14 protein-coding genes, 1 tRNA gene and 1 other RNA gene are annotated in these 15,160 nt (G+C 66.7%); 6 read left to right on the top strand and 10 right to left on the bottom strand.

The window, feature by feature from the left end; genetic code table 11:
- Positions 1-57: 57 nt before the first annotated feature.
- An RNA gene (ffs, locus tag AC4JJG_RS14480) (signal recognition particle sRNA small type) lies at positions 58-152 on the bottom strand.
- 105 nt (positions 153-257) lie between these two features.
- Between ffs and AC4JJG_RS14475 the strand changes: the two genes are divergently transcribed.
- Positions 258-346, top strand: a tRNA-Ser gene (locus tag AC4JJG_RS14475).
- Positions 347-395: 49 nt separating this feature from the next.
- Here the strand turns inward: AC4JJG_RS14475 and AC4JJG_RS14470 are convergent.
- Entirely contained in the window at positions 396-623 is a 228-nt protein-coding gene (locus AC4JJG_RS14470) for a DUF2510 domain-containing protein (protein WP_495398200.1), read from the bottom strand.
- A 208-nt stretch (positions 624-831) separates the two neighbouring features.
- On the opposite strand from AC4JJG_RS14470, the gene AC4JJG_RS14465 reads away from it, so the two are divergent.
- From AC4JJG_RS14465 to AC4JJG_RS14445, 5 genes are all read left to right on the top strand, one after another.
- A complete protein-coding gene (locus AC4JJG_RS14465) occupies positions 832-1,671 on the top strand; it encodes an NmrA/HSCARG family protein (RefSeq protein ID WP_495398201.1) in 840 nt (279 codons plus the stop codon).
- Positions 1,672-1,756: 85 nt separating this feature from the next.
- Positions 1,757-2,206: a Rieske (2Fe-2S) protein gene (locus tag AC4JJG_RS14460; RefSeq protein ID WP_495398202.1), complete on the top strand. Its 450-nt coding sequence runs from the start codon at positions 1,757-1,759 to the stop codon at positions 2,204-2,206.
- 50 nt (positions 2,207-2,256) lie between these two features.
- Positions 2,257-3,648, top strand: a complete 1,392-nt coding sequence (locus AC4JJG_RS14455) for an acyl-CoA synthetase (RefSeq protein WP_495399566.1) — start codon at positions 2,257-2,259, stop codon at positions 3,646-3,648.
- A gap of 109 nt (positions 3,649-3,757) precedes the next feature.
- Entirely contained in the window at positions 3,758-5,284 is a 1,527-nt protein-coding gene (locus AC4JJG_RS14450) for a class I adenylate-forming enzyme family protein (protein WP_495398203.1), read from the top strand.
- A 109-nt stretch (positions 5,285-5,393) separates the two neighbouring features.
- Positions 5,394-6,623 carry a saccharopine dehydrogenase family protein gene (locus tag AC4JJG_RS14445; RefSeq protein ID WP_495398204.1) on the top strand — a complete coding sequence of 410 codons (1,230 nt, stop codon included), beginning with the start codon at positions 5,394-5,396 and terminating at the stop codon, positions 6,621-6,623.
- A 9-nt stretch (positions 6,624-6,632) separates the two neighbouring features.
- On the opposite strand, the gene AC4JJG_RS14440 is transcribed toward AC4JJG_RS14445, so the two are convergent.
- From AC4JJG_RS14440 to AC4JJG_RS14405, 8 genes are read right to left on the bottom strand one after another with little or no spacing between them, the layout of a single operon-like run.
- Complete coding sequence (locus AC4JJG_RS14440; RefSeq protein WP_495398205.1) at positions 6,633-7,559, bottom strand: hydroxymethylglutaryl-CoA lyase; 927 nt, start codon at positions 7,557-7,559, stop codon at positions 6,633-6,635.
- A complete protein-coding gene (locus AC4JJG_RS14435) occupies positions 7,556-8,305 on the bottom strand; it encodes an enoyl-CoA hydratase/isomerase family protein (RefSeq protein WP_495398206.1) in 750 nt (249 codons plus the stop codon). The genes AC4JJG_RS14440 and AC4JJG_RS14435 overlap by 4 nt, the downstream gene beginning before the upstream one ends.
- Positions 8,302-9,048 carry an SDR family NAD(P)-dependent oxidoreductase gene (locus AC4JJG_RS14430; protein WP_495398207.1) on the bottom strand — a complete coding sequence of 249 codons (747 nt, stop codon included), beginning with the start codon at positions 9,046-9,048 and terminating at the stop codon, positions 8,302-8,304. The genes AC4JJG_RS14435 and AC4JJG_RS14430 overlap by 4 nt, the downstream gene beginning before the upstream one ends.
- Positions 9,045-10,199: an acyl-CoA dehydrogenase family protein gene (locus AC4JJG_RS14425; protein ID WP_495398208.1), complete on the bottom strand. Its 1,155-nt coding sequence runs from the start codon at positions 10,197-10,199 to the stop codon at positions 9,045-9,047. The genes AC4JJG_RS14430 and AC4JJG_RS14425 overlap by 4 nt, the downstream gene beginning before the upstream one ends.
- Complete coding sequence (locus AC4JJG_RS14420) at positions 10,184-11,362, bottom strand: alpha/beta hydrolase family protein (protein WP_495398209.1); 1,179 nt, start codon at positions 11,360-11,362, stop codon at positions 10,184-10,186. The genes AC4JJG_RS14425 and AC4JJG_RS14420 overlap by 16 nt, the downstream gene beginning before the upstream one ends.
- On the bottom strand, positions 11,359-12,468 hold the full coding sequence (locus AC4JJG_RS14415) for a homogentisate 1,2-dioxygenase (RefSeq protein ID WP_495398210.1): 1,110 nt from the start codon (positions 12,466-12,468) through the stop codon (positions 11,359-11,361). Before AC4JJG_RS14415 ends, AC4JJG_RS14420 begins: the two co-directional genes overlap by 4 nt.
- 34 nt (positions 12,469-12,502) lie before the next feature.
- Entirely contained in the window at positions 12,503-13,720 is a 1,218-nt protein-coding gene (locus tag AC4JJG_RS14410; protein ID WP_495398211.1) for an acyl-CoA dehydrogenase family protein, read from the bottom strand.
- 14 nt (positions 13,721-13,734) lie between these two features.
- Positions 13,735-15,111, bottom strand: a complete 1,377-nt coding sequence (locus AC4JJG_RS14405) for a 4-hydroxyphenylacetate 3-hydroxylase N-terminal domain-containing protein (protein ID WP_495398212.1) — start codon at positions 15,109-15,111, stop codon at positions 13,735-13,737.
- Positions 15,112-15,160: the final 49 nt, after the last annotated feature.

The following is a 15,160-nucleotide window of genomic DNA, read 5'->3' as shown; positions in this document are numbered from 1 at the left end:
CGGAGACCTCTCCAATGTCGCCACAGCGGCGGGCGGCAATGCTCTGAAGCAATCGAATGTAGGGGACCCCGCGCACCCGAGAGAGCCCGTTGACCCTTGCTGCCTTCCGGCCCTGGGGGAGTTCACAGGATGCACGCCGCGCGGGATCCGAGGCCAAGTGTAGCCGCACGTACCGGTCGTCCGACAATCCGGTCTCGCAGGCCCCGGACCGACGCGTTTTGAGCCCGACCGCCCTCTACCGCTATCATCGCCGGGTTGGAGGATTCGCCTAGTGGCCTATGGCGCTCGCCTGGAACGCGGGTTGGGTTAATAGCCCTCAGGGGTTCGAATCCCCTATCCTCCGCCATCCGAGAACCGCCCGTCACCTGCTGGTGACGGGCGGTTTGTCGTTGGGGTCAGCCCTTGGGTCTGGTCTGCGCGGTCCACTGCATGCCGTCGTGCCAGCGCAGGACCTGCGGATCGTCGGGGGCGGGATACCAGCCGGCTTGCTGCAGGTGCGGTGGCACCATCGCGGCCTCGGACGACTTCGATTTCCGCACGATCAGCATCGCGATGAGGGCGACGGCCATCACCACCAGACCGACGATCACCGCGATGATCGCCAATAGAACAAGCATTGCCATGCCGGCGCCCTCCCCAGGTGTGCGACGTATGTCGCATGTTCGAATTCAGAGTTGCCGAACAGGGCGGTTCCGTCAATCGCGGGGACACTCTGTACTGGCGTAACCGTCACGGCTCCGACGCAAATCGCCCTCTGGCACGGCGTGTCGGCCGGGATCGGTGACGGTTACGCCAACTCACGAGCCAACAACCCGTCGGTACGCTGGCCGCATGACTTTCGTCGTGCTCGGTGCAACAGGTGGTCAGGGCGGAGCGGTCGTCGACGCGCTCCTCGATGCGGGTCTTCCGGTGCGGGCGGTGGTCCGCGATCCGGAGTCGAAGCGCGCGCAGGCGCTGGCCGCTCGTGGCGTCGAACTCGCCACCGGCGACATCGCCGCCGGCACCGGCCTCGAGGCTGCTTTCCAGGGCGCCACCGGCGTTTTCGCACTGACGACACCGTTCGAGTCCGGCGGCGTGGACGAAGAGGTCACCCAGGGCACCGCCATCATCGATGCCGCGAAGGCCGCGGCCGTCCCCTACCTCGTGTTCTCCTCGGTCGCCGATGCCGACCAGGGCACCGGCGTCCCGCATTTCGAGTCGAAGTACCGCGTCGAACAACTCCTCGCCGACTCCGGTCTTCCGCACACGATCGTCGGCCCGACCTACTTCTACGACAATCTGCTCGGTGGCGCCGACGCCCTGGCCGCCGGGATCGTGCCCATCGCCATGCCCGACGATCTGCCACTGCAGCAGCTGTCCCGCCGCGATCTGGGACGGTTCGTCGCGGAACTCTTCCGCGACCCGCAGGCGCACGTCGGTGAGCGCTTCGACCTGGCCTCCGACGATCCGACGCCGGCCGCGATGGCGGCGTCTTTGTCGACCGTGCTCGGGCGTGACGTCCATGCGGAATCCTATGATCCCGAACGGATTTCGTCCGAGGACATGCGCGCGATGTTCGAGTTCCTCGGCCGCGGGGGCTACACCGTCGACATCCCGGCTCTGCACCAGAAGTTCCCCGACATCGGCTGGCAGAGCTTTGCCGACTGGGCGGCCGGGGCACTCCCCCGCTGATCCGGGTTTCCCGATCGCGCGCACCGTGGCGCCGATCGGGGGAAGATGACCGTGGATCATCCGTCACCCACAGCCCGGGAGAGCCATGACCACATCATCCGATGCGCCATCCGGAATCGCCCGTCGTCGCGTCCTCGGTGGCGCAGCCGTCGCGGTCGCCGGTGCCGCCGTCCTGGCGGCTTGCGGCTCCGACGATGAGTCGACCAGCGCCACAACGACTTCCGAACCCGCCGCAGGCAATGCTCCGGCGGGTGCACTGACCGCGGCATCCGCGGTCCCGGTCGGCGGTGGAGTGGTCATCGAATCCGCGAAGACCGTCGTCACCCAGCCCACCGCGGGTCAGTTCAAGGCGTTCAGCGCGGTCTGCACCCACAAGGGCTGTCTCGTCAGCGACATCACCGACGGTGAGATCATCTGCCCCTGCCACAACAGCAAATTCTCCGCCACCGACGGCAGGGTCAAGTCCGGCCCCGCCGACGAACCGCTCGCGAGCAAGCCGATCACCGTCACCGACGGTCAGATCATGCCGGGCTGAGGTGGATCAGACGGCCCTGTTCGGGGCCGCGGGATGACAGAGTGGGACACGTGCTGTTCCCGATGCTCACTCTCGCTGCCGCCGATCTGCCCGACGCCGTGACGGTCGGCGACGACACGCTGTCCCGCGAAGATCTGGTGGGGGCCGCGACCGCGGTCGCCGAGCGGATCGCAGGTGCGCGCCGGGTCGCCGTGCTCGCCCATCCGACGACCGAGAGCGTGCTCGCCATCGTCGGCTGCCTTATCGCAGGCGTGACCGCGATTCCGGTCCCACCCGATTCCGGGCCCCGCGAGATCGCTCATATCCTCACCGACTCCGGCGCTCAGGCCTGGCTCGGCGCCGCACCCGACAATCCGACGTTGCCGGTGATACCCGTGCGACGCTACGCACGATCCTGGCATCGGCATCCGGAACCGCCCGGTTCCTCCGACGCGCTCATCCTCTACACCTCCGGCACGACCGGACCGCCGAAGGGCGTTCCGGTGACGCGCGACGCGATCGCCGCCGGTCTCGACGCCCTTGCCGACGCCTGGCTGTGGACGCCCGACGACACTCTGGCGCACGGCCTTCCACTGTTCCATGTGCACGGCCTGATCCTCGGTGTACTCGGACCTCTGCGCCGGGGCGGCCGGCTCATCCATACCGGCACGCCGACCCCGGAACGCTATGCCGCCGCCGTCGATCACGGCGCGACGATGTTCTTCGGTGTGCCCACCGTGTGGACCCGGATCGCCGGCGATCCCGCTGCCGCACAGTCACTCTCGACGACCCGGCTCCTGATATCCGGCAGCGCACCGTTGCCGGTCCCGGTCTTCGACGACATCGCCCGACTCACCGGGCATCAGATCGTCGAGCGCTATGGGATGACGGAGACGATGATCACCCTCAGCACACGCGCCGATGGTGACCGTCGGCCCGGTTGGGTCGGACTTCCCCTGAACGGCGTCGAGACCCGACTGCGCGACGGCGACGCCGACGTTCCGCACGACGGCGAAACCGTCGGCGATCTCCACGTCCGCGGCCCGATGATGTCCTCGGGCTACCTCAATCAGCCGGAAAAGTCTGCCGAGTCCTGGCTGCCCGACGGCTTCTTCGCGACCGGTGACGTGGCGGTCGTCGATCCGGACGGGATGCACCGGATCGTCGGGCGGCGAGCCACCGACCTGATCAAATCCGGCGGCTTCCGCATCGGCGCGGGTGAGATCGAGACCGTTTTGCTCGGCCATCCCGCGGTCGACGAGGTCGCGGTGATCGGGGTGCCCGATGACGATCTGGGACAGCGGATCGTCGCCTACGTTGTCGGCCAACGTGTTCCGGATTCCGAGCTCATCGATCTGGTCGTCAGCGAGTTGTCCCGTCACAAGCGACCGCAGGAAATCCGGTACGTCGACGGTCTGCCCCGGAACGCCATGGGCAAGGTGCAGAAGAAACTGCTCGACTGAGTCCCCCTCACGGCACGCGTCGCGACAGCCTCTTGACATTTTCTGAATCTTGAGTCAGTTTCAGAAAGAGTGGTGCCGCTCATAGCGGACGACCGGCCGGAGGTCATCGATGTCACCAACACCCACGCGGGTAGCCGTCTCCGGAACCGGAGTGCCCATCAACGACGCCGTTCGGCAGCACGCGGCCGACCGGGGCGGCGAGGTCGCCTTCATCGACCCCTATCACCGGATGACCTGGTCCGAGTTGGATGCCGCCGCGGATCGCTGCGCCGGATACCTCGCGGACCACGGCGTCGGGCCCGGAGACCGGGTCGCCTGGCTGGGACCGAACGGTGTCGGCTACCCGATCACTGCGCTCGGGACGTGGCGGCGCGGAGCGACGGTCGTCGGCCTCAACTTCCGGTTGCCCGCCGCCGATCTCCGTACGGTGACCGACGCCATCACGCCGGCCCACATCATCGCCGACAGCCGGTTCGCGGATGTCGCCGAAACCCTGGGCGTCGACGGCGTCACGTCTGTGGACCCCGGCAAAGACTGGCCGCCCCTGAGCCAATCACCCGCGGAACCCGTTGCGCTCGACGATGATTCGATCGCGATGATCTACTTCACCTCCGGCTCCACCGGCCATCCGAAAGCTGTGCCACTGACGCGGCGTGCGGTCGAGGCGACGATCCCGTACGCGAGTGTGCACGAGTTCACCCCGGCGTCGCGCGCGCTCGTCATACCACCGAATTTCCACGCGGCCGGAGCCACCTGGGCCAACTTCGCTTTGCAGATCGGGTTCACCACGATCTACAGCGACGACGCCTCGCCCGGCGGGATCGTCCGCGCCCTCGACGAGAACGATGTTACCCACACCATTCTGGTTCCGACACTGCTTCATTCGCTTCTCGACGAACTGAAACGCTCGGGCCGGCGGCTGTCCACGTTGCAGCACATCGGATATGGCGCCTCCCCGATCACCCGGCATCTGCTGCGCGAGGCCATCGACATCCTCGGCTGTCATTTCTGCCAGGTGTACGGATTGTCGGAAAGCGGTGGCGGAGTGGCCTTTCTGCTGCCCAAGGATCATGTCGGCGACAATCCTGCCCACCTCTCCTCGGCAGGTCGTCCCGGCGTCCACATCGACGTCGAGGTACGCGGACCGGACGGGACGACACTACCGGCCGGTGAATCCGGCGAATTATGGTTCCGCGGACCAAGTCTCACGGAGGGGTACCTCAACGATCCGGAGGCCACCAGCCGAATGCTGGTGGATGGCTGGCTCAACACACGCGACATGGGTTTCGTCGACGACGACGGCTACATCTATGTCCGGGGCCGCGCCGACGACATGATCCAGACCGGCGGCGAGAACGTCTACCCGCAGGCCGTCGAGGATGTTCTCGTGACCATGCCCGGTATCGTCGAATGCGCCGTCTTCGGTACGCCGGATCCCCATTGGGGACAACGCGTGTCGGCCGCGGTGGTGACCAATGCCGAACTTTCCCAGCACGACGTGATCGCTTGGGCCACAGGCAAACTCGCCGGTTATCAGATACCGAAGACGGTGGTCTTCGTCGAGGCGCTGCCCCGGACCGCAACCGGCAAGGTCCAGCGCAAGGAACTGCCGCGTCACAGCCCCTCGTCGCCGTAGACCCGCGACGATTCGCCCTCGGCGATCCGCGATGACGATGCCTTGCCGACTCCACCTCCCCGCTGTTTACTGGAGTCAGTACCCGTTGGTGTCGTTCATCGGAGGTGAGATGCGAGTCGTGGTCGTCGGGGGAGCCGGCGAAATGGGAAGACATGCAAGCCGGACAATTGCCGCGAACAACGCCGTCGGAAGCGTCATCGTCGCCGACCAACGCTTGGACGCCGCACGCACCACTGCCGAGCAGATCGGTGCGGAACGGGCCACCACCGCGACGGTCGAGGCCCGCCAGATCGACGTCACGCACAGCGACGCGCTGCGCGCGTTGATGGCCGATGCCGACATCGTCGTGAACACCGTCGGACCGTTCTACCGCTTCGGCGTACCCATCCTCTCCGCGGCAATCGAGGCGGGTCGCGACTACGTCGACATCTGCGACGACCCGGAACCGACGCTGGCCATGATGGAGCTCGACGCACGCGCCCGCGAGCGGGGAGTCACCGCGCTGATCGGTATGGGAGCCAGTCCCGGCGTCGCCAATCTGCTGGCTGTGCTGGCCGCACGCGAACTCGACTCCGTCGACGACATCATCACCGGCTGGAACATCGACGACGCCACCTCCGAGTCACGGGGCTTCGGTGTCCCGACGGCCGCGGTCGTGCACGGCATAGAGCAGATCACCGGCACCATCCCGACGTGGTCCGGTGGACGGCTGACACGCCGGCCGGCCCTCGAAGAAGTCCAGATCGACTACCCCGGGCTGGGTCGATTTCATGGGCGCACATTCGGTCACCCCGAAGCGGTCACCCTTCAGCGCGCGATACCGGCCAATCGGTCCGTCAACGTCGTCGTCGGCGATGCTACGACCCTCGGTTTCATGAGGGGGCTTCGGTTCCTGGTGGACCGGAAGGTGCTCACGGCCGGGCTCGCGGCGCGTGTCTCCGCCATCTCCCAGCAGATTCGCCCGGACCACGGTCCGGCGGCGTCGCTCGCGCCGGGCGGCCCACCGCCGCTGTTCGCTGTCGCGACCGGTCGCCGCGACGGGGTACCGGCGACTGCGGCCACCGCACTCGCGGGCGTACCCGGCATGTCGATGTCGGCGAATACCAGTGTGCCACTGGCGGTTTCGGTACCGATGGTGGCGGCCGCCGAGCGGCCGGGTGTCCACTCGCCGGAGACACTGCTCGATCCGGACGAGTTCTTCGCCGCATTCGCCGAGCACTGCATCGGCACGCCACATGCCGAGGACATGACCTTGACCACCCGCTCCTGGGTGGACGACGACGTGAATGCGGCGGTGCTCAACCGTTCGCTCATCACGGCCCTGCTGCTCTCGCCCTGATCGGGCCGATCAGGCCGGTGTCACCGGTGACGGAAAGCCACCGGCGTGCAGCACGTTGGCGGGAAGGCGACGACCGAAGAGGTTCTCCAGCCACTCCCCTGACTCGTGCAGGGCCACCGCATCGAGGTCATGATCGATGCCGCTGCGGTCGAGGGCATAGACCAGGTCTTCGGTGGCGATGTTGCCGGTGGCGTTGGGCGCGAATGGGCAGCCACCGATACCGCCCAGCGCGGCGTCGAGAATGGTGACCCCGGATTCGACTGCGGCCAAAGCATTCCCGATGCCCACTCCCCGCGTGTCGTGGAAGTGGGCCCGGAGCGGCAGATCGTCGGGAATCAGATCGGCGACGATGCCGAAACGTTCACGGACGTCACGCGGCACCGCGACTCCGATGGTGTCGGCGAGCGACAGTTCGTCGGGCGCCTCCTCGAGAACCCGCTCGACGATCGAACGCATCCGGTCGACCGGCACCTCCCCTTCGAACGGACAACCGAAAGCAACCGCGAGGGTCAGGTTCGGGGTGACGCCGGCGGCACGGGCCGCGCGTGCGATGGTGTGCCAGATCGCGATACCGCCATCGATGTCCGTGCCCTGATTGCGTTCACTGAAGGCATCGGTGCAATGGACGACAGCGTTGATCTCGGTCACGCCCGACGCGATCGCCCGGTCGAGCCCACGCTCATTGAGCACGAGCGCCGAATAAGTGACCCCGCCGTCTCCGGGCAGCCCTGCGACAACCTGTTCGGCGTCGGCCATCGCGGGGACCTTCGCGGGATGCACGAAGCTGGTGACCTCCACCCCTCGGGAGCCGTATGCCACTGCCCTGGCGATCAATTCGAGTTTCTGCCCGGTCGTCAGCGACACCTTCTCGTTCTGCAGGCCATCGCGGGGCGACACCTCGACGATCCGTACCCGCGAGGGTGTGGTGGCAGTCATCGCTTCACCGTACCGAACGACGAGATCTGTTCGCGTGCGGTCTCACCGGCGATCACCGTCAGCTGATTGTCGGTCTCGGCGCGGAGCGCACCGGCCAGGTCGTGCTCCCACGTGTCGTTCAGAAGCCGTTTGGTTCCGGCCAACGCGTCCGGAGACATCGCGACGAGCCGCTCGGCGACCGACAAGCCCGCGTCGCCCAGGTCGTCGGCGGGCACGACCGCCGTGATCATGCCCATCGCGAATGCCTCGTCGGCCGGGAGTTTCTCACCGAGCAGGCACAGTTCACGGGCCCGTCGCTCGCCGACCAGGCGAGGCAGCAACCAGCTCGCGCCACTGTCCAGCGACAGTCCACGATGAATGAAGAGCTGCGCGAATCGTGCTGTGTCCGAGGCATAGACGAGATCACAGGCGAGCGCCAGGTTCGCCCCGGAGCCCGCGGCGATACCGCCGACGAGCGCGATCGTCGGAATCGGCAGCTCATGCATGGCCAGCACACAGCTGTTGGAGACCTCGATGCGATCGGACAGGGACTCCGGATCATCCAGCAGCCCACCGATATCCGATCCGCCGCAGAATGCACCGCCCGCTCCGGTGATCATCAGTACGCGGTCGGCTCCCCCGGGATCGAGCGCGTCCAGGTGATCGCGGAGTTGCGCCCACATGGCGTCCGTCATGGCGTTGCGCTTGTCCGGGCGGTCCAGGGTGATCCGCACGATCCCGGCGTCGCGCGACATCCGGACGGTCATCGTGCGGTCCACCCGCCATCCACGGCCAGCACCTGTCCGGTCAGGAAGGTGCTCGCCGGTGACGCCATCAGCAACAGCGCACCATCGAGTTCGTCGAGACGACCCGGCCTGCCCATCGGCGTATTGCGTTTCACCCATGTCATCGACGACTCGTTGGCGAACATGTCGTCGGTGAGTTCACTCGGAAACCAGCCCGGAGCAATCGCATTCACCCGGATACCGCGGGATGCCCACTCGGCGCCCAGCTGCCGCGTCAGGTTGATGACACCGCCCTTGGCGGCGCAGTAGGCGGCCTGTGGGATCGGCCACGACCCGACGATGCCCAGGATCGATGCGATATTGATGATCGAACCGCCGTCCGGCATGGCGCGAGCGGCCTCGGCGGACACCTCGAAGGTCGCGGTGAGATCGACGTCGAGTGTCCTCCGGAAGTGATCGGCCGACGTCTCCAGTGCGGGCAGATCTTCGGCCCAGCCCGCAGCGTTGACCACGATATGCGGCCCGCCAAGTCTTGCCGATGCCGCGATCAGATCGCGGACGTCGGAGCCATCGGTGACATCGCAGCGCTGGGCCACCGCGGCGTCCCCACCGGCGACGAGTTCGTCGAGACGATCGGCTCGCCGGGCTGCCGCGACGACCTGCGCACCATTGTCGGTGAGCACGCGGCAGAAGTGTTTGCCGAGGCCACTGGATGCCCCGGTGACGATCGCGGTCAGTCCGGACAGGTCCGCGCTGATGGTCATGGGGCATCACCGTTCGAGCCGCCGAGGGGGCGGGTCAGGAGGTCCAGGCAGCCGAATTCCACTGCTCTGTCCCGCAATTCAACCGGATTACCGCCGAGTGATGCGCTGGTGCGGGCCCGGCGGTAGTAGAGGTGGGCGTCGTGCTCCCAGGTGAACCCGATGCCTCCGGACACCTGGATCAGCGCATCGGCAGCGGCCACGAACGCGTCGGCGGCGTCGGCGCGGGCGAGCAGGGACAGGGCGGTGGCCGCTCCGTCCGCTCCGTCCTGAGCGTTGGCGGCCGCGTTCACCAGCGCACGGGCGCCCGCGACGGCGATGGCGGTATCCGCACAGCGATGCTGGATCGCCTGGTAGGTGCCGATCACCGCACCGAACTGCTCACGCATGGCGGCGTAGGCGACCATCTCGCTCAGGCATCCCTGCGCGCCACCGACCTGCTCGGCCGCCAGCAGGAGCATGTCACGATCGCGTTGGCGCGCACGGGAATCAATGGAGGTCCCGGCGATCAGCACCGCCGCGGCGTCGGCGACGTCGATGTCGGCGACCGGAGTCGCGAGGTCTACGGTCGGACGTGGATGCCGACGCGCGTCGACGGGAATCCCGATGAGCGCGACGGCCGGACCCTCCGGTGTGCGCACTCCCGCCACCACGAGGCCGGCCACCGTGCCGTGGGTGACCGCGGACAGGACCCCGTGTACGTGGCCGTCGGCGAAATCCGCGGAGACATCACCGGTATCGCCGGATATCCCGGCGATCACATCACCGGAGAGGAACCCGCCGACGGTCTCCCGTAGCGGCGCGGGAACCGAGTCGGGGTCGACCGCCGACAGCGCGCAGGCGACTGCGGCCGATGCCCGGGCTGGGCCCGGATACAGGGCCGCACCGCATTCCTCGATCGCGGCGCACACGTAGGGCAACCCCAGCTCCAATCCGTCCCACGCCGTCGGGGCCGCGACGGCGACGATCCCGAGCTCTCCGACGAGGTGCCGCCAGACGCTCTCGTCGAAACCTTCTCCGCACGTCTGGTTGTCGGCGTCACGGTTGTCGCGGACCTCGTCGATGCCCGGATGCGCGCGGAAGAAGTCACGCAACCCGGTCCGGACCTCGTCGACCGTGAGACCCGGCACCTCGACGGTCATACTGCGGTCCACGATCGCTCACCGAGCCACTCGGTGATGGTGCCGACGGCCTGCTTCAAGTACGGGATCTGTTCGCGGCCCGAGTAATAGTGCGTTGCTCCGTCGATGGTGCGCATCGTCTTGTCGGGATGCCCGACCGCGTCGAAGAGCCGCTGGGTGTGGCTCGGGGTGCAGGCGTTGTCGGCGGAATTGCCGATCACCAACGTGGGTACTTCGAGATCCGCTGCGCAGCGCGGTCCGTCGCCGTTGGCATCGTCGAAACTCCACTGCGACAACCAGCTTCGCAGAGTGGAGAATCGGGCGAGGCCGACGGGCCCCATGTTCACGATGCGCGGATCGCCGAGATAGCAGCCGAGTTCGCGGTCGTTCGGATCCAGTGTGAGATCGAGCCAGCGCGGATCCGCCATCGTGCCATGGACGTTGAACGCCCGCTCCATCAGCGGTTCACCGCTGTCGCGAAGCGCGGCGAGCTGTTCCTTCACCCAGGCGGTGATGCGGCGATTGCGATCGATCTGCGCCGCGCGGTATCGCTCCAGGAATTCCGGCGTGTACGGGGCCTGGTTCGGATTGTCCGGGTTGTAGATGTCGAGTTCCGGATCGCGTTTGCTCGGATCGTTTTCGTCGAGGATGGACGGATCCATCCATTCGGTGAGTGTGCCGTGCCTGCTGACATGCGCGGCGAGCAGCATCAGTCCGTCGGCGGCGGGCAGGTCGAGCTGGGTCAGGTCCGGCTGCTCGCCCGCGGGGGTCGCCGTGACCGTCGGATGCTGGGCCTGCTGCTGGTAATAGAGCGAGAGCGCCCCTCCGCCACTCCACCCCGCCAGGATCACGTTGCGGTAACCCAGTGTCTCGCGCGCGTGCTTCACGCACGCACCCAGATCCTGGACGACCTTCTCCATGATCAGGGCGCTGTCCACACCGCGGTAGCGGCTGTTGCAGTAGATGACGTGATGGCCCGCCCGCGGAAGCGCATTGGACATCGGGAGGTACGCACCGCCGCCGATCGGGTGCATGAAGATGATGACGGTATCCGAGTCCACACCTTTGGGTTTCAGGTGATAGCTCTCCAGCACAACACTTTCCGTCACACCGCCGTAGGTGTCCTTGTAGGCGGACGTGTCATCGAAGACGACCAGATAAGGAATGCGGTCGTACTCGAATCGCTTGTCTCTCACGCCTGTTCTCCTTCGGTGCCGAGCATCGCCGGGGTGGCGGTGAGCCGCTTGCGGGTGTCGATGGAGATGACCTGCCAGCCGATACGCGTGTCCTCCTTCTCCCGGCGCCGGGCACGTTCGCGCACGCGTTCCGGAATGCCGTGGTGAATGCCCTGCGGCGCGTGGGAGATCAGCCCGGCCGGCATGTCGACGCCGAACATGGTGCCGCCGTGGAAGAACGCGATCTCGTCGTAGTCGGTGTTGCGGTGATACCAGGGAACCCGTTCGGCGCCGGGCCGTCCCTCGACGGGCCGCGGCAGGAAGTTCATCACGTACACGCCGGTTGCCTGCATGAACAGATGAACCGTCGGCGGGAGGTGCACCGTGTCGGAGGTGATGACGTCGTAGTCCTCGATATTGAAGGTGAACGGGAAGAGATCGCCCTTCCAGCCCTCCACGTCGAGGGGATTGAACGCGTAGAACAACGACGTCGCGCCCTCGCGCTGCCGGAACCGAACCTCGTACTCCTCGCGCCCGTCGTCGTCGAAGACCTCGGCCTCCGGCACCGTCACGAGCGTCGGGTCGAAGGGGAAGAAGCGGCCGAGCACGCCGGCCTCGGGTACGCGGAATTCTTCGGTGGCCTCGATGATCAACAATGTGGTGGCATCCTGGCCCGACTCCCCGGCATCCGGGATCTGACGGTGGGTGGTGCCCTTCGGCATGTAGACGTAATCGCCCGTCCGGTAGGGAAGACGACCGAATTCGGTCTCGAAGTAGCCGCTTCCCTCGTGCACGAACATCAGCTCGTCGCCGTCGACGTTGCGTGTGTAGAACGGCGCGACCTGCGCACGGCGGCTCAACGAGATACGGCAATCGTCGTTGTAGAACATCAGCAGCGGTTCGCCCGCGGGGTCGGTCGCGTCGGTCGGCTGGAGCTCCGTGGTCATCCGGTCGACTCCGGCGAGGTCGCCGACTGCACGGTAGGCCGTGGGATCGTTGCGACGGTAGAGGTTTCCGGTGCGCCCGGTGAATCCGTACCGACCGAGCTCGTCGTCCTTGAGGCCGTCGAGATCCCGATGGCCCTGGCGGGGCGTACGCCCCTTCCGGTGCATGATGAACGATTCCATGATGTCCGCTCCTCGGAGGTGGGTGGTCGATGGGTTATCGGCGCGGCAGGCCGAGGCCGCGTTGGGCAATGACGTTGCGCTGGATCTCGTCGGTCCCGCCCGCGATGTGCAGCGCGGGCACACCGAGCACGAACTCCGACCACGCGAAGGTGTCGGGAGCGCCGAAGTCGATGAAGGCCTGTTCGCCGAGCACCTGTTCGGCCAGGTGGGCGATCTCGTCCGCGGCACGGACCATCAGCATCTTGAGGACCGAACCGGACACCGTGGACAGGTCGTGCGACCACGATCCGTCACTCATACCGGCCGCCGCACGCATCGCGGTGACGGCGGCGACCGTTCGCGCGATCTGCGGTCGATGCAGCGGATCCGAGTCGGCATCGAGCCGCCGCACCAGCGCCACGAGGCGTTCCATCACATAGGGCGTCAACGGACCCGCCGCACCGCTCATGGTGCTGCGTTCGCTGCCGAGGCTGGTGGAGGCGACCCGCCAGCCGGCTCCGACATCGCCGATCCGGTGGGAGTCCGGAACGCGGACGCCGTCGAGGAAGACCTCGTTGAAGGCAGCGCCGCCGGTCATCTGCCGGATGGGACGCACCGTCACCCCGGGCGCATGCATGTCGACCAGGAACATGGTCAGGCCGGCGTGCTTCGGGACGTCCGGATCGGTCCGCACCAGCGCCTCGCCGACATCGGCGAGATGCCCCATCGACGTCCACACCTTCTGTCCGGTCAGGATCCAGTCGTCACCGTCGCGGACCGCCCGGGTGGTGACACCCGCGAGATCCGAGCCCGCACCCGGCTCCGAGAAGAGCTGACATCCGATCAGTTCGCCACGGTAGAGCGCGGGAATCACTTTCTCCCGCAATGCCTGAGGCGCATGATGATGGAGGGCAGGAGCCACGATATTGAGGCCGACGAACAGTGCCTCCCGAGACGGGAAACCGAGTTCGTCGAGCGTTTCGTCGAGCACCGTGTCGTGGGCCTGCGTCAATTCGAGACCACCGAACTCGGATGGACCACTGGGCCAGGCGATCCCCGCATCGAACAAGGCGGCCTGCAACTGCCGCATTCGCGTCACCTGCGCCTCGTGCCCGGCGCGCAGTTCCTCGACGGCGGCGATCCGGTCGTCGGCGGCGGCGTCGGACTCGACGGCCTCGACGAAGCGGGATCGCAGTGGCTCCAGGCACGTGCGGACATGGATGCCGAAAGCGGAGATGTCCCTGGGTACCTCGTCCCTGGTGCGAGGTGCCACGGAGCCGACCGTGGTCATTCCAGACCGGCGAGTTCGAGCGCGAGCCGCTTGGCCCGATCCATGTCGTAATGCTTGCGCGCCACCAGACGCTGCGCGTACAGGCCACCACCGGATTGCAGCATCGTGACCAATTGCCAACCGCCGTAGGCATCCGCGGTGAAGTCACGTATCGCGTGGAAGAGGCGCGTCCGGTAGTCCCCGTCGATCCCGTCCTTGGTGGCCATGTACTTCTTGATGAACGGCCCGACCTCGTCGTTCTCGAGGTCCTGCACCGACGGCGCGGTGACGATCGAGCCACCGCCGATATCGTGCAGATTGCGGACCATGTGGCTGTATTCGGCTGCCGCGTAATGCTTTGCCGCATTCGTATACAGCTCGCTGGGGAACAACCACCCCTCCGGACTCTTCTCGGCGTTGGCGATGGCGGCCTCGAGCCCGCTGCGTGTCATCGTCGCGTAGATGACCATCTCCGCGATCTTCTCGCGGATGTGTGAGATCCGGTCGGTGCCATTGGCTTCGGCGATCAGTTGCGCCAAACCGACCAGCTGGTCGCCGAATTCGGACATATGCGCGGTACCGCCCAGGCGCTCCCACAGACCGAGGGCATGTGCGAAGGTCGCGGAGTGGCCCGTCTCGCCCGCGAGGAAGACCCGTTCGTGGGGCACGAAGACATCGTCGAAGATGATGAAACCCTCGGGCATGTTGTGCTTACTGCTGACCGGGAAGTCGCTTTCCCGTTCTCGCGGTGCGTAACTGGTGTTGACGATCCGCACACCCGGCGCGTTGACGGGGACGGCACACGCGACGGCGTAATCCTCCTCGCCCGGCTTCATGTTCTTCGTCGGCATCACGACGAGTTCGTGGCAGATCGCCGCCGACGAGATGTGCAGCTTCGCGCCACGGATCACGATGCCGTCCGGTCGCCGCTCGACGATCCGCGTGTATACATCGGGATCCGCCTGCGCGCCGGGCGCCACCTTCCGATCGCCCTTGGCATCGGTGATGGCCTGCACGCAGCGCAGGTCATTTCGCCGACAGTGGTCGAAGTAGGCCTCGATCCGCTGCGCCAGCTCCGGATGGTCGGCGCGCATGCGCGCGGCCGCGGTCAGCAGCGCCAGGAGACCCTGGCTGGTTGTCACCGTGACCATGTCCCAGTCCAGCAGCTTCTCGAGCAGCTGCTTGAGATCGTCGGTGGTCTCGGGGATCTGGAAGTACGAACCGCTGGCATCGTCGCCGGGCTGGTGATTGTCCTCGTAACCGTCGCCGACAAGCCTTACGGCCGTGGCGAATTGCGGATGACTGCCGAGGTCTTTCACTTCCTCACCCTCAGCGAAGATCCGCCTGCCGTCGTCGAGTGAGGCGAGGTAGTCGTCCCGGGTCATCATCGCCATCGAGGTGTCTCCTTCGTCCCGGCATGTGCAGGGGGTTTCCCATCCGGTT

It is taken from the genome of Gordonia sp. B8661-1 (assembly GCF_059427765.1).
Note: the sequence above shows the minus strand (reverse complement) of the source record. Positions and strands in the feature narration are given on the sequence as shown.